Below are 18,108 nucleotides of genomic sequence, written 5' to 3' on the forward strand. Positions count from 1 at the left end.
TTTTTTGTTACAATAATTATTTTATCCTAAATCTAACTCGTCTATTCTCAAAATTTTTCCAATCAATACAATTTGTGGCAGGATTACATTCTTTGTATTTCAAATCCGAAAAACCTTTGGCAGAAATTGAAAATCGATTTTTATTCAGACCTTTTTCTACCAAATAATTCAATACAGCATTTGCTCTTCGTTGTGATAAATCGAAATTGTAAGATTCTGTTCCAACTGCGTCTGTGTGACCTTCGATGATAAAATGAAGCGATGGATTTCGTTTCATAATTGCAACAACTTCATTCAATTTTGGATAATCAATCGCTCTGATTTCAGCTTTATTAAAATCAAATTCGACGGTCTCCATCAAATAATTTGAATAATCTTGAACATAATTTCCAATCTTTTTATCACTCAAATTACTTTCAGGACAACCATTTCCAAAACGATTTCCTTTTATATACGGACATTCATCTTCGATATCCATCACGCCATCGGCATCTGTATCATAATCATTGTTGTAATTTTCTATATTTCCTTTTTGAATCAATAAATTATAAGGTGTTGAAATGTTAAATTCAGTTCCAATTTTCTCAATTTCTTTTCGATATCGTCCATCTTTTTTGCACATTTCACCGCAACGTTCTTCATCTTTTAAGAGATAATCGATCTTTTGTTTTGCCCAATAAAATTTAATTGCTTCTGTAAATTCACTTGGATTTGGTTGTTTAATCTCAAAGTTTTGAGTGAAATTTTGGTTGGATTGAAGACCTATGATTTCGATTTTTTTTGGATAACGACGATTGCAATCACGCGAAACAAAATTGACCGAATTTTGAGCTAAATACGTATTGAAATTCTTCGGAAACGTTTCATTGAGGTTGATTTGGGATGATTGAACTTTAAGGTGATAAATAGAAGAATTCAAAACAGCTTGCTGAAATTGAGCTGTTTTTTGATTCAATTCTTTTGGTTCATTGACTGTAATCGGAAGCGTTCCTGTTGCTAAACTTATGAAATTCATCGCATGATAATCCAATTCTTTTCCAATTCCTAATGTTATAAATTGAGTATCTTTTGCATAATTTCGGAGTGAATTATAAACCGTTTCATTCAAATTTATCGCTCCATCAGAAATAATTGCGATGATTCTTTTATAGTTTTTATCAAAAGGATTTTTCTGAATTTGCTCTATTGCTTCATCCAATAATTTTTCGCCAGTTCCATTCAAATAATTAACTTTTTCTAAAGCTAAAGTGATGTTTTCTTTCGTTGGAAATTGAGAAGAATTAAAAATTAATTCATTTTTCGTAGAATAAACCAACATATTAAATTTATCTGTTTCGTTTAGATTTGGAAGAAGTTGATTCATCAATTTTTTGGTGGTTTCAATTGGTTGATTCATCATAGAACCAGAAGCATCCAAAACGAACAAAAATTCTCGCGGAGCATTGTATTTAGAAGGATTATTTGCAGGTTCAATTGTTCCTAAAATATAATCGCAACCATTTTCAGTAAACGTTTCAATTCCTGTTTGTAGTTCATTTTTTGTATAAGCATATTGAAGAGTTGGAATCTTTTTATCGAAATTTTTTGAAACATAATTTCGATCATTTTCCTTTGAAAATTTTAAATCAGAAACAATTTTTGAAATCGGAAAATTTCCCGAAAGATGAATAACTGAATTTATGTTTTTCGGGTAACCATTCAATTGATTGTTCCAACGATGAATTTGGGTAAAAGATTCTGTTCGTTTAACGATAAATTCTAAAAATGAAACTTGATAATTCAAACTATTTTCTTCAACAATTTTCGAAACTTTTAGCTGAATTTTTAGTGTAGCATGTGCAGGAATTTTTCCTAAATCTAATTGTAAAACTTGATTGTTTTGTTGATTTTTAAAAATAGTTGAAGCATCAATATTTTTTAACTCTTTTCGAATATCTACAATCGATTTGGATTGAATTTCGAAAACTTTATCATTTACAAAAGCTTTTAATTCGTACAAATTTTGAGAAGCTTGATAAGGATAAATAAATTTAGCCAAAATATCTTCCGAAGAATTGTTCTGAAATGTAAAATTATGACTCAAATTACCCAATAAATGATGAAAATTATAGTCATTTTCGAGAGAAATTGCTTCTATTTTTTCAAAATCTTCTTCATTTTGAAGTTCCAAATACGGATAAATTTGCTGTGCACAACAAAATGTATTCAGCAGAATAAAAAAAAAGGAAAAAAATAGATTTTTTGTGTTCAACGAATCGATTTTAAAAATTCAATGTAAAGATAATGAAAGAATTGATGTATTTTCTATCATCAGTTATAGTAAAGTTTAATGTATATTTAATAAATCGTCAAATCAGAAATAATTATTAAATCATATTTAAAAAAGATTGGTTTAATAATTGCTTCTTTCAGATTTAACAAAAAAGTTAAGTAAATTTGCACTTTATTTTACATAAAAGATGAATTTTAATTTCACAGAAGTTGAAAGAGTAGAAAGTATTTCTGCAAAAGATTTTCAGAAATATTACGTTAAACCTCAAAAACCAGTTGTAGTAGAGCGAATTACAGAGGATTGGCCTGCGTACGAAAAGTGGAATTTTGAGTATATAAAACAAGTTGCAGGCAACAAGGTTGTCCCTTTATACAATAATGATCCGGTTGATTATACGAAGAAAGTAAATGAACCAGTAGCAAAGATGAAAATGTCTGAATATGTAGATTTGTTGCAAAGTGAGCCGACAGATTTGCGTATATTTTTGTACAATTTGATGAGTCAAGTTCCGCAATTGCAACAAGATTATAAAATGCCAGATTTGGGTTTGAATCTTTTCAAATCGATGCCAATGTTATTTTTTGGAGGTGAAGGATCGAATGTTTTTATGCATTATGATATCGATTTAGCGAATATTTTGCATTTCCATTTTGCAGGAAAAAAACGTTGTATTATTGTTCCGCCAAAGGATTCGAAATACATGTACAAAATTCCGCATTCGGTAATTTGTAGAGAAGATATTGATTTTGATAATCCTGATTTTGATAAATGGCCAGCGCTGAAAAATATAAATCCGATGGTTGCAGACCTAAAACACGGAGAAATGCTTTATATGCCAGAAGGTTGGTGGCATTATATGAAATATTTGACGCCAGGTTTTTCGATGAGTTTGCGTTCGTTGGCACATAAACCAAAAAATTTGTCCGAAGCGATTTATAACATATTTTTGATGCGTACATACGATAATGTGATGCGAAAAATAAAAGGTAAAACTTGGATTGAAGAAAAAAATGAGCGCGCAATTACACAAACAAATAAATTAATTGCGAAATAAAAATACAGTTTTTAGAAAATTTTTCTAAATGAAGGAATATCTTTCGAAAGATGTTCCTTTTTTTATTCTACTGTCCTAAAAACTTATAAATCAATAAATATTTGATTTTCATGTTTTAAAATTTCGATAGATATTTGCAGAATATTTTTCTGAATTTTTAGTAATATGATCATAAAAAAAGGAAATTTTTGGGCTTTATTGCCTTTAATCATTTTCATACTTGTCTATTTTTCGGCATCTATTTATCTGAACGATTTTTATTCTGTTCCAGCATTGGTTGTTTTCATGTTAGCATTAGTAATTGCATTTGTTCAATTCCCTAAGGTTTCATTTCATACGAAAGCCGAGGCTTTTTGTAAGAATGCGGGTGAAGAAACCATTATGTTGATGATTTTAATTTTTCTTCTCGCTGGAGCGTTTGGAAGTTTAGGATCTACAATTGGTGCTGTAGAATCAACAGTGAATTTATTTTTGAATTATCTTCCTTCTTCCTTTATTGTAGCAGGTTTCTTTTTGTTATCTTGTTTTATTGCGACGGCTTTGGGAACATCGGTTGGAACAATTGTAACTGTTGCGCCGATTGCAGTGCAAATGGATAAAATGATTCCAGGTTCTATGCCAATTTTGTTAGGAGCAGTAGTTGGTGGAGCGATGTTTGGCGATAATTTATCATTTATTTCTGATACAACAATTGCTGCAACACGTACGCAAGAAGTGAGCATGAAATCTAAATTTAAAACTAATTTTCGAATAGTAGTTCCAGCAGCTATTGTTTCGACGATTATATATTTTTCACTTTCTCAACATTTTGACACAACCAATTTTCAAGGAAAACAGTTAGATTTTGACTTGATTTTAATCTTACCTTATCTATTAGTTTTTGGACTAGCAATGTCTGGAATTAATGTGATTTGGGCTTTAATTGTAGGAATTCTTTCGTTTCTTGGAATTGGTTTGTTCTATTCTGGTGTTCCTTTACTAGACTTAGTTTCTTCTATTAATGAAGGTTTTAAAGGAATGTTTGAGTTGAGTATTATTTGTTTAATTATTGGTGGAATTGTTGGAATTATTCGTTTGAATGGTGGATTAGATTTTATCATTTATCATCTAACCAAAAATATTAAAACAAAACGTCAGGCTGAGATGAGTATTGCGTCGCTTACAGCTTTGGCGAATGCTTGTTTGGCAAATAACACGATTACAATTTTGATTTGTGGTAAAATTGCAAAAGATATTTCTGATCATCATGATTTAGAGGGAAAACGTGTGGCAAGTATTTTGGATACGGTTTCGTGTTTTGTACAAGGAATCTTACCTTATGGTGCGCAAGTTTTGGCAGCGGTTGCAGCTGCAAATACAATTTCAAGTGCAACAAAGGTTTCTTCGGTTGATGTGTTATCTAACTTATATTATCCATTTTTAACTGGAATTTGTACGCTTATTTTTATCTTATTTTTTCAGCCAAAATCATTCAAAAAATAGATTGATGTATGATATTCATTCGTCGAATATTATTTTATAACTTTGTAGACTGAAATTTTTTAAGATGAAAAGAGTTGTCGTAGGACTTTCTGGAGGAGTAGATTCAAGTGTTACAGCCTATTTGCTAAAAGAGCAAGGCTATGATGTGATCGGATTATTTATGCGTAATTGGAACGATGCATCGGTAACGTTGGAAGATGAATGCCCATGGATAGAAGATAGTGCAGACGCTTTGTTGGTAGCTAAAAAATTAGATATTCCTTTTCAGGTAATTGATATGTCTGATTCGTACAAAGAACGTATTGTAGATTATATGTTCAATGAATACGAGCAAGGAAGAACACCAAATCCTGATGTGTTGTGTAACCGAGAAATTAAGTTCGATTTGTTTTTGAAAACAGCTTTAGAACTTGGTGCAGATTATGTAGCAACAGGGCATTATGCACGAAAAACTTCTACAATTGATGAAAATGGAAAAGAGATTTTTCAATTGTTAAAAGGTAACGATAACAATAAAGATCAATCGTATTTCTTGTGTCAATTGTCGCAAGATCAATTAAGCAAAGCATTATTCCCAATTGGAGATATAGAAAAACCAGAAGTAAGAAGAATTGCGCAAGAGCAAGGCTTGGTTACAGCGAATAAGAAAGATTCGCAAGGTTTATGTTTTATTGGAAAAGTTAGTTTACCTGAATTTTTGCAACAACAATTAAAACCAAAAGAAGGTGTAATTGTAGAAATAGCCAAAGATTGGAACGGATATAAAAGAGAAATTCCAACTTTTGAAAATAAATATGAAGCATTAGATTTCGAAGCAAAAGGTTTCTCATACAAACAAGAAGACGGAGATATTGTAGGTAAACATCAAGGCGCACATTATTTCACTCGCGGTCAACGAAAAGGATTGGGAGTTGGAGGAAAAGTAGAACCTTTGTTTATTATTGATACAGATGTAGAGACTAATGTTATTTACACAGGTCAAGGCGCTGATCATTCAGGTTTATTGAAGAAAGCATTGTTTATAAAAGAAGAGGAAGTACATTGGGTTCGCGAAGATTTAACTTTGAAAACCGACGAAACAATGGAAGTGATGGCGCGTATTCGTTACCGCCAACCTTTGCAAAGAGCAATTTTACACAAAGCTGAAAACGGAATGTATGTTGAATTTGAAAACCCTCAATCTGCAATTACAGAAGGTCAATTCTGTGCTTGGTATGTTGAAGACGAACTTTTAGGCTCTGGTGTAATTAATAATTAAAAAATATAAACATCATTATTATATTGAACGCTCAAGATTTTCTTGAGCGTTTTATGTTAATATCATTTATTAAAAAAAAATCCTTTTACTTTTTGTTGCTTTGGTAAACCATCTTGAAATCTCATCTAAGCATGTGTTCCATCACAAAAAGACTAATTAAAAGATTGTCCACAACGGCAAAGATAAGTTGTATCTTTTGCTTCAAATTTTTCTCCTTCTTGGTAATTGACAGAAATTCCTTGCTGATTTGGAATGATAAACTGCTGAACAATTTTAGGCTTTCCGTGCAAGATATAAGGTCCATTTTCTGTGATTTCTATATAGATACCATCTGTATTTTGACTTGTTCCTATTTGAATATTTAACTTGTTTTGATCATCCATAATTGTAGATTTAGACTGATATTTACTACAATTTAAAAACTATTTTGGTTAGAATGAGTTTAAATTTTGTGCAGTAATTGACTATAATTTAATAGATAAAGGTTGTTGTTTTTACATAGGATTTAGAATGTTTTGATTACTTTTATTTGAAAATAATGATTATGCCAACAATTCAACTCAAACATACAGAAATTAAACATCACAATGCTTTGTTATATCATTTACCAGAAGATCAAATTTCTTTTACAGCCTTACCTAGCGAGACTTTTGAGCGTTTGAAATTACGCACAGATGGACATGCAAAACCAAATACAATTTTGTTAGATGATGAACCAATTGGTTTTTTCGTGTTAGACTATGGTGACGATAAATTGGAGATGACGAATAATACGAATTCGTTGTTGTTGCGTTCTTTATCAATAAACCCTGAGTTTCAAGGAAAAGGTTACGGAAAAATTTCGATGAGTTTGATGGATGATTTTGTAAAAGATAATTTTCCTACAATTGATGAATTGGTTTTAGCGGTTAATTTCAAAAATAAATCAGCATATGATTTGTATCTAAAAGTTGGTTATATAGATGATGGTTCTCAACGAGAATGGTTCAATGGAATGCAACATTTATTGAGAAAGAAAATTTAATTGTTAAACTTTATCCTTTTCCAAGCGACAACTTGCACACCTTCTGAATAATGCATTAAATCTGGTCTCGAATCGATGAAAAATAAATACCAGATTTTCCATTTTTTGTGAGATATGTTCTCAAATTAATTTCGTCAAAATCAGAAGTAGGAGAGAGTGCAGGCAAAAAACGAGGTCGAATTTTTTCCATTGTAAATGCGATAATTGAGACCCAATCAGAATCATTTATTTCATCAATTTCTAAATCTTTTGGAACTAATTCTCTCAAAATTTCTTTGTCAATTCTGTAATGAAAAAATAACGCTCTGTTCCATTCTTGATAATATTTCCATCGTTTTGTTGGGTCATTTCAACCACGATGATTTTTTTTCGGTTAGAATTTGTTTGATCGTATATTTCACTTAAAACCTTGTTAAACTTATGGTTGAAGGTGCAAAATCTATTGCGAAATAAAGAAAATTGTAGTTACTTCGCATACCAATTTTTATCATATGAAAAACTTGTTTTATATCTTCGTGATTAGTTTTTTAACGTCATGTGCAGCAATACATAATGTGCCAACTTCTCAGAATCCAAATAATTTTATTCAACCGAATACAACAAGTTCTTTTGTGGATCAAAACGGAAATTTTTACCCAGATAATTGGTTGAAATCGTATGGTAAACCTCCTAGAAATGCAAGTCGTAGAGATTATTCGTTGATGAAAATTGCGACTGAAAACAACTTTCAAAATCAATTAACTTCTTATGAAAGTTTGCGTTTAAAAAATATCGAAAAAAGAGTTAAAAATAAGAAACGTGTCATCATTTTTGTGCATGGAATTGATAATGATTATTTGTTTAGCCTGAAAAATTACAATAAAGCCAAAACTTATATGAATATTAATTCTTCGAATGATGAGGTGATTAATTTTTATTGGGATGGATTGGTGAACGAGAGTCTTTTTGGTACTGCAAAAGTTTGGGTAAGTGCAACGACAAATAGCCAAATGGCGGGTGTTTTCGGGCTTCGTAGAATTTTGAATGTCATTCATAACAAAGACGTTTATTTGATTTCGCATAGTCGTGGCGCATCGGTTGTTTTGAGCTCGTTGGTGAATCCTTCGTTGCGTGAAAGTGAGATAAAACGTGCTGAAACTGCGCATCATGTCGATTTTACGAATGCAGAAACTTTGTTAGAAAATAATAATAAAATTTACAGCATTATGTTGGCGCCTGCGATTGGAAAAGTTGATTTCACATTGGATAATAATCAATTAAAAACCTTTACACCTCAGTTAAAACGTATGCATATCACGATAAATGACACGGATTATGTATTAGGGAAAGGAAAGATTGGATTTTTATCTCGAAGTTTGATTGCGACAGATTTTGGTTACAAAAAAGATTTGTTTGATGAACTTTCTAAAAATTATACATTTTTAGAAGAAACTGATTTTTCCGGACAAGATTCGCACGAATTTAGAGAATATATCACTAATCCGAAGTTTATTACAATTCTGAAAGAATTCAAGTTGGCCAAATAAAGGGAGGTTAGAAGTGCAAAACTCGAAATGCGAACTTCGCTTATTCATTTCCTAAATAGTAATTCAAACTTCGTTATTATACGTTGTTTTGCTTCAAATAATGTTTTCTTCCAATATATTCTAAATGAAGAAAATTTGCAGTTTCAATAAAAGGTAAAAAGAAATTATCATCCAAATGATTTTCGATAGAACTTGTGATAACACGTACTTTTTTACCCATTAATTTTCGTCCAATTGTTTCTTGAGAACTAATTAAATTTATTAATCGATCAAAGAAATTTTCATCAAACTACTCATCGAATACCAATAAACCGGTGTCGCAAAAATTATTTCTTCAAATTCTATAATTTGATTAATGATTTCTAAGAATTGATCTTTGTCAGAATAAGTTTCATCATCATTATAAAGTTCAATAGTATAATCAATCAATTTTAAACAAGCTATTTCAGGATAAATTTCTTGAATCAATTTCGTTGTGTCACCATCTCTATTGTGAGAACCGTTTATAATAATTTGCTTATTCATTTTACATTCAATATAATTCAAAAAAATTATAGTTTCGCTTACAGCATTTCGCATTTCGAGCTACGAACCTCGCAAATCATTTCTTAAATTCAATCACTTCCAAATTTTCAATTTTTCCTTTATTCAACTCAAACCGTAACATTGTACGAACTTTCTGAAAACCGTGTTTACCAACTGCGCCAGGATTCATATGAATTAAACCCAATTGTTTATCAGGCATCACTTTTAGTATATGTGAATGTCCACAAATAAATAATTTCGGAGGATTTTCTGTGATTTCTTTTCGAATTGCAGGATTATATTTTCCTGGATAACCACCAATATGCGTAATCCAAACATCAACACCTTCCAACGTAAATCTGTTGTTGAGCGGGAATTCTGCGCGCGCTTTATTATCATCAATATTTCCATAAACAGCACGCAAAGGTTTTATTTTAGCCAATTTATCGGTTACAGAAATATCGCCAATATCTCCAGCATGCCAAATTTCGTCTGCTTGTTGTGCATATTCCAAAATTCTATCGTCGATATAAGAATGCGTGTCCGAAAGTAAAAGAATTTTCTTCAAAAGGTTGTATTTTTGTTGCTCAAATTTACAACAATTGCGATATTTTTTAGAATTAGCATACAACGGAAAAAATTATTTTGGTTATCAAATTCAACCCAATCAAATTTCGGTTCAAGAAGTTATTGAAGATAGATTGTCTAAAATCTTAAGAAAAGAAATTTCGATTGTCGGTGCAGGGCGTACAGACTCTGGTGTTCATGCGAAAAAGATGTTTATTCATTTTGATTATGAAGATGAATTATCGGTTGATTTAATCAAAAAATTAAATTCTTTTTTACCAAAAGACATCGCTGCTTATCGTTTATTTTTGATGGATGATGAAGCGCATGCGCGTTTTGATGCGACTTCGCGTTCGTACAATTATTTTATTTCGCCTTTCAAAGATCCTTTTGCGTTTGATAGTGCTTGGATTTTTAACCGAGAATTGGATATTGAAAAAATGAATGAAGCAGCAAAATTGTTAATTAAGCAAGGAGATTTCGGAAGTTTTGCTAAATTACATACCGATGTGAAAACAAATATTTGCGATGTAAGGGAGGCATTTTGGCGCAAAAATGAAAACGGACAATTGGTTTTTCAAATCACTGCTGATCGTTTTTTGCGAAATATGGTGCGCGCAATTGTTGGAACATTGGTTGAGGTTGGATTAGGAAGAATTTCTATCCACGATTTTGAAGAAATTATTGAACAAAAACAACGTTCTTCGGCAGGAGCTTCGGCGCCAGCGCAGGGTTTGTATTTGGTAGATGTTCAATATCCAAAAGAATTATTTAAAAATGAGTTCAAATAATGAGAATACATCGTTTGATTTTAATGGATTAAAACGTGTTTTGCAAATCGGAGCGCAAAGCAAAGTGATGTTTTGGTCGGTGGTTTTTGTAGCGGTTTTTAGTGCGTGTTTTTCTGTTTATCGTCCGTATTTAACGGGAAATATCATCGACGATTATATTCAGACAAAAGATTTACCAGGGCTTCAAATGCAAATCGTGAAACTATCTTTGGTGTTAGTTTTCGAAGGAATTTTGTCTTTTTTTATGGTTTATTTAGCGAATGTTGTTGCACAACGAGTTATCCGTTTATTACGAGTTCGTTTGTATAATCATTTGATCAAATTCAAGCTTGGTTACTTCGATAAAACGCCAAATGGAGTTTTGGTAACACGTTCAGTTTCTGATATTGAAACGATTGCTGAGGTTTTCAATGACGGAATTTTAGTGATGTTAGGCGATGTACTAAAAATCATTTTCATCGTTGTTGTGATGTATTGGATGAACTGGGTTTTAGCAACGGTTGTGATTGTGATTCTTCCGTTGATGATGATTATTACACGATTGTTCCAAAAAGCATTGAAAAATGTTTACCAAGAAGAACGTACAATTGTGGCGAAATTAAATACGTTTGTGCAAGAACGATTAACAGGAATGAATATTATTCAGGTATTTAATCGTCAGCAAGCAGAATACAATAAATTCGTTTCGATTAATAATGATTTAAAGAAAAATTATCTAAAAACAGTTTTCTATTTTTCATTAATGTTTCCTGTTGTCGATATTATTTCGGCTTTAGCAACGGGAAGTTTGATTTGGTTTGGAGGGCTTAGAACAGCTGTTTATGGAGATGTTTCTGTCGGAGATTTGATTGCTTTTACACAATATGTTACGTTGTTAACTGCGCCAATGCGTGCAATTGCAGAGCGTTTCAATACGATTCAGCGTGGGTTGGTAGGAGCGGATCGTGTGTTCAAAATTATTGATGATGATCAAACTTTGCCAGATAATGGAACAATAAAATTGGATCATGTAAAAGGTAAAATCGATTTTGAAAATGTGAAGTTTTCTTATGTTCCGAATAATTTGGTTTTGAAAGGAATTTCTTTTTCGACAAAACCAGGTGAAAAAATTGCAATTGTAGGTGCCACAGGTGCAGGAAAATCTACTATAATTAATTTATTGAGTCGTTTTTATGACATCGATTCTGGAACAATTAAAATAGATGATGTAAATATTCATGATATGGAATTGAAGAATTTACGTCAACACGTTGCAGTTGTTTTGCAGGATGTTTTCTTGTTTAATACAACGATTTATGACAATATTGTTTTAGGTAATAAAGATATTTCGTTGGAAGAAGTACAAAATGCTGCGAAAATTATTGGAATTGATAATTTTATAATGTCATTACCAAAAGGCTATTACAGTGAGGTAAGCGAGCGTGGTTCGACACTTTCTGTAGGTCAACGTCAATTGATTTCATTTTTGAGAGCATATATTTATAATCCAGAGATTTTGGTGTTGGACGAGGCAACTTCTTCTATTGATACAGAATCGGAAGAATTAATACAAAAAGCGACTGATAAGCTAACACAAGGTAGAACTTCTATCATTATTGCACATCGTTTAGCGACGATTCAAAATGCAGATAAAATTATTGTGATGGATAATGGAATGATTGTTGAGCAAGGTACACATAGCGAATTGTTGGCTCAGAAAGGTTATTATGCCAATTTATATGAAGTCCAATTCTCGAAAGAAAATTAAAAATTTAACAGAAATAAATCGTTAGATTTGTTTAACTTGAACAATCAATAATATTAACTTTAAAACTCTAATTAAAAATGAAAAAATTATTTTTAGCTGCTGCAGTATTAGGTGTAGTTTCTTTATCTTCTTGTAAATCTGAAAAAGAAAAAGTAGATGCAAAAGTAGAAAATACGCAAGAAAATGTAGCAAATACAGTAGAAGAGCAAGTAGAAGCTGGAAAAGAGACAATGGATAAAGTTGCTGATGTAGCAAAAGATTTACCAACTTTCTCTGATCCAAAAATTACTGAATTTGTTGGAAAATACAACAAATGGGCTGCTGATATGAAATTAGCTGCAACTGCTGGTGATGCAAATAAATTAGCTGAATTAACAAAACAATCAGTAGATTTTCAAAAAGAATTACAAGGTTTTACTCAAACTTTGAAACCAGAAGATGCTAAAAAATTACAAGATTGGACAGCTGAAATTCAGAAACAATTAAACAAATAATTAAATTTATATTTAATGATAAGCTCGAATTTATTCGAGCTTTTTTTATGGATTAAATTATGATTTATGATATAGATTGATAATATAATAATGTATATCTTTATCACAAAAATTTATAGATATCAATTTTTATATATGACATTAGTACAATTACAATATGTGCTGGCAGTGGCTGAGCATAAGAACTTTACAATTGCTGCTGATAAATCCTTTGTAACTCAACCAACATTGAGTATGCAGATTCAGAAATTGGAAAAAGAATTGAATATTGACATTTTCGATAGAACATCGCATCCAATCAAAATCACTCAAATTGGAGAGAAAATTGTTGCGCAAGCGAAAACAATTTTAATGGAAGCTAACCGAATGAAACACTTGGTAAACGAAGAAAAAGGTTTATTAGAAGGTGATTTCATTATTGGTGTTATTCCTACTGTTTTACCTTCTTTGGTACCATTATTTTATAAAACATTTCAGAAAAATAATCCGAAATCAAATCTTATTATCAAAGAATTGCAAACGGATAAAATTATAAAAGGAATAAAAGATGGTTCGTTGGATTTTGGAATTGTGGTTTCGCCACTTTTCGAGGATCAAATTATCGAAAAACCGCTTTATTATGAGCCATTGGTAGCTTATGTACCAAACGGGCATCGCTTATCTGACAAAGATAAAATCAATGAAGATGATTTAAACACTTCTGATTTATTAATCTTGCAAGAAGGACATTGTTTCAGAAATAATGTGTTGGCTTTATGTGATACTTCTAATCTGAAAAATCGTCCGATTAAGTTAGATTCAGGAAGTTTTGAAGCCTTAGTTAAATTAGCAAATGATGGATATGGAATGACCTTGTTGCCTGCTTTGGTTGCAGATGATTTGCCACAAGAGTATAAGAAATTTGTTAAAAACTTTGAGTCGCCAGTTCCAACACGTGAAGTTTCGTTAATTTTTCATCAATCTCAATTAAGAGATTCTTTCGAGAAAGAATTAATCAATACAATTCAAAGTATTTTGAGAGGAAAAATATTCTTAGAAAAAGATCAAAAGTTAGATTCGAATATGGTTTCTTTACCAAAAAAATAATAGAAAAAACGACTCAAAATTAAATTTTGAGTCGTTTTTTTATGTCTTTAAATTTCCTTTAAGGAACTATTGTTGTAAATAAATATGTCGCAAAAAGTGTTAATAAAACAATTCCTTGCTGAATATTTGTTCGACCAGAATTTAATGATAAATAAACGGTGAACAAGGATAACACTAATAAGATAGATGATTTTGCGTCTATTCCTAATGTGACTTCTAATCCTGTGAAATAACAAACAATTGCTACCGCAGGAATTGTTAAACCAATTGATGCTAAAGCAGAGCCTAAAGCCAAGTTAAGGCTTGTTTGTAAACGGTCTTGTTTTGCGGCTTTATATGCGGCTAAACCTTCTGGTAATAAGATAACTACGGCAATTATAATTCCCACCAATGATTTTGGAGCACCTAAATCCATCACAATTGTTTCGATGGTTGGCGATAATTTTTTTGATAATAAAACAACTGCACACAAAGCAACTAATAATAAAACTAAACTCGAGATTGTAGTCAATAAATTTGGTTTTTCGACATGTAATTCTGATGTCACATTATCTTTGCTAGTTTGCGGTAAGAAATAATCGCGATGACGAATGGTTTGGACAGAAATAAATCCGCCATATAAAATAAGAGAAATAATTGCGACAAAGATTAACTGGGAAGAAGAGAATTCACCTCCTTTTTCTGATGTCAAAAAATTTGGTAAAACCAAGGTCAATATAGATATTGCAACTAAAGTAATTAAAGCAGTTGAAACACCTTGTTTGATAAAGTTCTGTTCTCTATAACGAACTCCTCCAGCCAATAAACAGATTCCGATAATTCCGGTAAGAATAATCATTACAGCAGCAAAAACGGTATCTCTTGCCAAAACAGAAGGGAAGCCGGTAGGTTCGGACATCATTAATGAAACAATTAGCGAAACTTCTATAACTGTAATAGCTAAAGCCAATATAATGGTTCCGAAAGGTTCACCAACTTTATGCGCTACAACTTCTGCGTGATGTACAGCTGATAAAACAGCTGAAATTAAAATGATTCCTAAGACTCCAGAAAACCACATCTGATCTTTAAATCCTTCGGCTATTGTTAATGAAAAAATGGCAAGAATGGGACAGATAATTGTCCAGTAGGGTAAAGCTAAATTGAATTTTTTTGAAATAAAATTATCTACATGCATTAATTATAAGGTTTTGGATTTTTACAAATTTAATAAATAATATTGATAATTATTATGTGTAATTATCATGAATAGTAATAATTATAACGTTTAATAATCATAAATAGTAATAGTTATTTCAATAATTGAGTAAAAATAAACTTTTTAACTAATGATTATCATACCTCTACTATCAATAAACGATTAAATTTGCAAAATGTTAAACGTATCTGACGAAAAGTTAAAAAAATGGTTTAGCACATCATGTGTGTGGGAAACGATAAGTTGTACGCTCTTATTTTTGGTCACAATGCCAATTAAATATCAATTCGGTTATGTTTTGCCAATGCCATTTGCTGGTTGTTTTCACGGTTTTTGGTTTACAGCTTATTTGATTTTACTTTTTAGAGTCAGAAGAATATATAAATGGGACGACGAAGATTTTATTTTTTATGTGATGTACGCATTTATTCCGTTTGCAACTTTGGCGGTACATAAAGTAATAAAAGAGGATAAAAATAATAGATAAATAAAAAAAACGGTTTCTTTTTGAAACCGTTTTTTTATACTCATATATTTTACGCCATTTAGCTACAGTGTTTCGACTGATTTTAAACTTATCAGCAGTATACGTATTGGTATAATTATTTTTTTGTTGAAATTTTAAAATTTCTAGAACAGAATTCAAATCATAAGATTTAATTTTTTGGTAGGAGTTTTTTATCCAATTATGAATAGTGTTTTTAGGGATATTGTATTCATTAGAAATTTCTTTTTTTCTTCAGTGTATAAATTCTAAAAAAAATCATATTTCAACAACTTCGACCATTTTAATAAATCGTCTGTTTGTATACTTTTGCTTAAATATTGGGCATTAATTTCCTTTTCAGAATAAGTTTTGAAGAAGCCCTTGATACGGGATATATCAATTCCAAGTTCGTCGACTCTTTTTTTGATTAAATAGCCCATGTGAATATCTTTCATAGGTAAGTAGGTTTTGAGTAGTTGTAAATGTAGTAAATCGAAATCTGTATTTCTATTAATTTTCTCAAAAATAGAATGATTTTATGTACAAAAAGATCGTTTCGTTATATAGAATTTATTTTATAAATTTATGCGACTAAATTAAGTATAATGATTATTCAACCAAGAACAAGAGGTTTTATTTGCATTACGACTCATCCTGAGGGAACTGCAAAAAATGTTCACAATCAAATTGAGTACGTAAAATCAAAAAATATTTCAGCCGAAGGACCAAAAAAAGTATTGGTAATTGGAGCTTCGACAGGTTTTGGTCTGTCATCTCGTATTACAGCTGCTTTCGGATATAATGCTGCAACAATAGGTGTTTTCTTTGAAAAACCTGCTGCGCCAAGAAAACCGGGGACTGCGGGTTGGTACAACACAGCTGCTTTTGAAAAAGAAGCACACGAAGCTGGTTTGTATGCAAAAAGTATTAATGGAGATGCTTTTTCTGATGAGATTAAACAACAAACGATTGATTTAATCAAACAAGATTTAGGTCAAGTAGATTTAGTAGTTTACAGTTTAGCTTCGCCTCGTCGTACACACCCAAAAACAGGTGTTGCGTATTCATCAGTTCTTAAACCAATTGGTGAACCATTTACAAATAAAACAGTAGATTTTCATACAGCAGAAGTTACAGATATTACAATTGATCCGATTGAATCTCAAGAAGAAATTGATAATACAATTGCTGTAATGGGAGGTGAGGATTGGAAATTTTGGATGGAAGATTTGAAAGCTGCTGGTGTTTTAGCTGAAGGAGTAAAAACTGTTGCTTATTCATACATAGGGCCAGAATTGACGCATAGAATCTACAAAGATGGATCGATTGGAATGGCTAAAAACGATTTAGAAAAAACGGTTCCTGTTATCAACGAATTATTAGCTGATTTGAATGGTGTTTCTTACGTTTCTGTAAACAAAGCTTTGGTAACACAGTCTAGTTCTGCGATTCCAGTTGTGCCATTATATATATCGTTATTGTACAAAGTAATGAAAGCAAAAGGAATTCATGAAGGTACAATCGAGCAAATGCAACGTTTGTTTGCAGAGCGCTTGTATACTGCAAATGGAGAAGTTCCTTTGGATGAAAATGGACGTATTCGTATTGATGATTTGGAAATGCGCGAAGATGTACAAAAAGAAGTGGATGATTTGTGGAAAATTGTAACTTCTGAGAACATCAAAGAAATTTCTGATATCAAAGGTTATCATGATGAATTCTTACAGTTGTTTGGATTTAGTTTTGATGAAATTGATTATGATGCTGATACAAACGAATTGGTAGCAGTTCCAAGTATTGAAGAATAAGAAGATCATTTCAATAAAATAATACAAAAACCTCGAAAATTATTTTCGAGGTTTTTTTTGTCTCAATAAAATAAGTCAAAAATAATTTTATTCGTATTTGTTTAGATTATAAGATTTTGTTTCGTTAAAAATATGGAGTGATTATTATTAATAATTTAAAAAAATGTTTTAATATTAGTTTTAAATTATATTATTCTTAAATTTTAAGTTTTCTTTTAGAGATATATCCAAAAAATATGAAATTTATTTTTCGAATCTTAAAAATATATCCGAAACACTTTACATTTCATTAAGTTTTAACACATGTATTTTTATGTCAATTTGGAAAATTAAACCATTAGCGAAGTTAATAGAAGATTCGCAAGAAACAGAAGGTGGTTTAAAAAGATCTTTATCTTCGGGAGCTTTAGTAGCTTTGGGTATTGGCGCTATTATCGGTGCCGGATTATTTAGTTTAACAGGAATAGCAGCGGCAGATCATGCTGGTCCAGCAGTTACTTTATCGTTTGTTTTAGCCGCGGTTGGTTGTGCTTTTGCAGGTCTTTGTTATGCCGAATTTGCTTCGATGATTCCTGTTGCAGGAAGCGCTTACACGTATTCTTATGCAACAATGGGTGAGTTTATAGCTTGGATTATTGGTTGGGATTTGGTGTTAGAATATGCTTTGGCAGCGGCAACCGTAAGTGTGAGTTGGTCGGCATACGTCGATAAATTTTTACAAGGAATTAATATTCATTTACCTCAAGAATTATTGCATGCTCCAGCCGATTGGATATCCTAACGAAAGTT

The 18,108-nt window shown here is 31.3% G+C and carries 18 protein-coding genes and 1 pseudogene; 12 read left to right on the top strand and 7 right to left on the bottom strand.

Going from position 1 to position 18,108, the window contains the following annotated elements; all coding sequences use genetic code 11:
- Window positions 1–16: 16 nt before the first annotated feature.
- Window positions 17–2,170, bottom strand: coding sequence for an OmpA family protein (locus tag B3I31_RS06140; RefSeq protein WP_291087755.1), 2,154 nt, complete (start codon window positions 2,168–2,170; stop codon window positions 17–19).
- A 289-nt stretch (window positions 2,171–2,459) separates the two neighbouring features.
- On the opposite strand from B3I31_RS06140, the gene B3I31_RS06145 reads away from it, so the two are divergent.
- The 3 genes from B3I31_RS06145 (at window position 2,460) to mnmA (ending at window position 6,066) form a co-directional block, all read left to right on the top strand.
- Entirely contained in the window at window positions 2,460–3,326 is an 867-nt protein-coding gene (locus B3I31_RS06145; protein WP_125350158.1) for a cupin-like domain-containing protein, read from the top strand.
- 165 nt (window positions 3,327–3,491) lie between these two features.
- Complete coding sequence (locus tag B3I31_RS06150) at window positions 3,492–4,808, top strand: Na+/H+ antiporter NhaC family protein (RefSeq protein ID WP_219034557.1); 1,317 nt, start codon at window positions 3,492–3,494, stop codon at window positions 4,806–4,808.
- Window positions 4,809–4,872: 64 nt separating this feature from the next.
- Window positions 4,873–6,066 carry a tRNA 2-thiouridine(34) synthase MnmA gene (mnmA, locus tag B3I31_RS06155; RefSeq protein ID WP_219034556.1) on the top strand — a complete coding sequence of 398 codons (1,194 nt, stop codon included), beginning with the start codon at window positions 4,873–4,875 and terminating at the stop codon, window positions 6,064–6,066.
- A 152-nt stretch (window positions 6,067–6,218) separates the two neighbouring features.
- Here mnmA and B3I31_RS06160 read toward each other — a convergent pair whose 3' ends face one another.
- Window positions 6,219–6,449 carry a CDGSH iron-sulfur domain-containing protein gene (locus B3I31_RS06160; protein WP_280037543.1) on the bottom strand — a complete coding sequence of 77 codons (231 nt, stop codon included), beginning with the start codon at window positions 6,447–6,449 and terminating at the stop codon, window positions 6,219–6,221.
- Between the two features lie 161 nt (window positions 6,450–6,610).
- Here B3I31_RS06160 and B3I31_RS06165 point away from each other — a divergent pair, with 161 nt between their 5' ends.
- Window positions 6,611–7,090, top strand: a complete 480-nt coding sequence (locus B3I31_RS06165) for a GNAT family N-acetyltransferase (protein WP_291059343.1) — start codon at window positions 6,611–6,613, stop codon at window positions 7,088–7,090.
- 55 nt (window positions 7,091–7,145) lie between these two features.
- On the opposite strand, the gene B3I31_RS06170 is transcribed toward B3I31_RS06165, so the two are convergent.
- Window positions 7,146–7,358: a DUF2071 domain-containing protein gene (locus B3I31_RS06170; protein ID WP_260392011.1), complete on the bottom strand. Its 213-nt coding sequence runs from the start codon at window positions 7,356–7,358 to the stop codon at window positions 7,146–7,148.
- Between the two features lie 223 nt (window positions 7,359–7,581).
- Here B3I31_RS06170 and B3I31_RS06175 point away from each other — a divergent pair, with 223 nt between their 5' ends.
- Window positions 7,582–8,616: an alpha/beta hydrolase gene (locus B3I31_RS06175; protein WP_291087758.1), complete on the top strand. Its 1,035-nt coding sequence runs from the start codon at window positions 7,582–7,584 to the stop codon at window positions 8,614–8,616.
- A 76-nt stretch (window positions 8,617–8,692) separates the two neighbouring features.
- On the opposite strand, the gene B3I31_RS06180 is transcribed toward B3I31_RS06175, so the two are convergent.
- The 3 genes from B3I31_RS06180 to B3I31_RS06190 all read right to left on the bottom strand — a co-directional run bounded on the left by B3I31_RS06180 (window position 8,693) and on the right by B3I31_RS06190 (window position 9,709).
- A complete protein-coding gene (locus tag B3I31_RS06180) occupies window positions 8,693–8,836 on the bottom strand; it encodes a hypothetical protein (RefSeq protein WP_286495393.1) in 144 nt (47 codons plus the stop codon).
- Between the two features lie 41 nt (window positions 8,837–8,877).
- A complete protein-coding gene (locus B3I31_RS06185; RefSeq protein ID WP_291059348.1) occupies window positions 8,878–9,141 on the bottom strand; it encodes a flavodoxin family protein in 264 nt (87 codons plus the stop codon).
- Between the two features lie 76 nt (window positions 9,142–9,217).
- Window positions 9,218–9,709 (bottom strand): metallophosphoesterase family protein, encoded by a 492-nt coding sequence (locus B3I31_RS06190; RefSeq protein WP_291059349.1) that lies wholly within the window; start codon window positions 9,707–9,709, stop codon window positions 9,218–9,220.
- 34 nt (window positions 9,710–9,743) lie between these two features.
- On the opposite strand from B3I31_RS06190, the gene truA reads away from it, so the two are divergent.
- The 4 genes from truA to B3I31_RS06210 all read left to right on the top strand — a co-directional run bounded on the left by truA (window position 9,744) and on the right by B3I31_RS06210 (window position 13,826).
- Complete coding sequence (truA, locus tag B3I31_RS06195) at window positions 9,744–10,499, top strand: tRNA pseudouridine(38-40) synthase TruA (RefSeq protein WP_219034551.1); 756 nt, start codon at window positions 9,744–9,746, stop codon at window positions 10,497–10,499.
- On the top strand, window positions 10,486–12,246 hold the full coding sequence (locus B3I31_RS06200) for an ABC transporter ATP-binding protein (protein WP_260392012.1): 1,761 nt from the start codon (window positions 10,486–10,488) through the stop codon (window positions 12,244–12,246). Before truA ends, B3I31_RS06200 begins: the two co-directional genes overlap by 14 nt.
- A 77-nt stretch (window positions 12,247–12,323) precedes the next feature.
- On the top strand, window positions 12,324–12,740 hold the full coding sequence (locus tag B3I31_RS06205) for a hypothetical protein (protein WP_280062513.1): 417 nt from the start codon (window positions 12,324–12,326) through the stop codon (window positions 12,738–12,740).
- Between the two features lie 135 nt (window positions 12,741–12,875).
- Window positions 12,876–13,826, top strand: a complete 951-nt coding sequence (locus B3I31_RS06210; RefSeq protein ID WP_038333906.1) for a LysR substrate-binding domain-containing protein — start codon at window positions 12,876–12,878, stop codon at window positions 13,824–13,826.
- Window positions 13,827–13,884: 58 nt separating this feature from the next.
- Here the strand turns inward: B3I31_RS06210 and B3I31_RS06215 are convergent, their stop codons facing one another.
- Entirely contained in the window at window positions 13,885–15,003 is a 1,119-nt protein-coding gene (locus tag B3I31_RS06215; RefSeq protein ID WP_284584058.1) for a calcium:proton antiporter, read from the bottom strand.
- Between the two features lie 196 nt (window positions 15,004–15,199).
- Here B3I31_RS06215 and B3I31_RS06220 point away from each other — a divergent pair, with 196 nt between their 5' ends.
- The 3 genes and pseudogenes from B3I31_RS06220 to B3I31_RS06235 all read left to right on the top strand — a co-directional run.
- Window positions 15,200–15,511, top strand: a complete 312-nt coding sequence (locus tag B3I31_RS06220; protein WP_291059355.1) for a DUF3817 domain-containing protein — start codon at window positions 15,200–15,202, stop codon at window positions 15,509–15,511.
- Window positions 15,512–16,116: 605 nt separating this feature from the next.
- Window positions 16,117–17,319 (top strand): enoyl-ACP reductase FabV, encoded by a 1,203-nt coding sequence (fabV, locus tag B3I31_RS06230; RefSeq protein WP_291087761.1) that lies wholly within the window; start codon window positions 16,117–16,119, stop codon window positions 17,317–17,319.
- Between the two features lie 313 nt (window positions 17,320–17,632).
- Window positions 17,633–18,088, top strand: a pseudogene (locus B3I31_RS06235) (amino acid permease); the annotation flags it as partial.
- Window positions 18,089–18,108 lie beyond the last annotated feature (20 nt).

Source organism: Empedobacter sp. UBA3475 (assembly GCF_002378465.1).
GTDB classification, from domain to species: domain Bacteria; phylum Bacteroidota; class Bacteroidia; order Flavobacteriales; family Weeksellaceae; genus Empedobacter; species Empedobacter falsenii_B.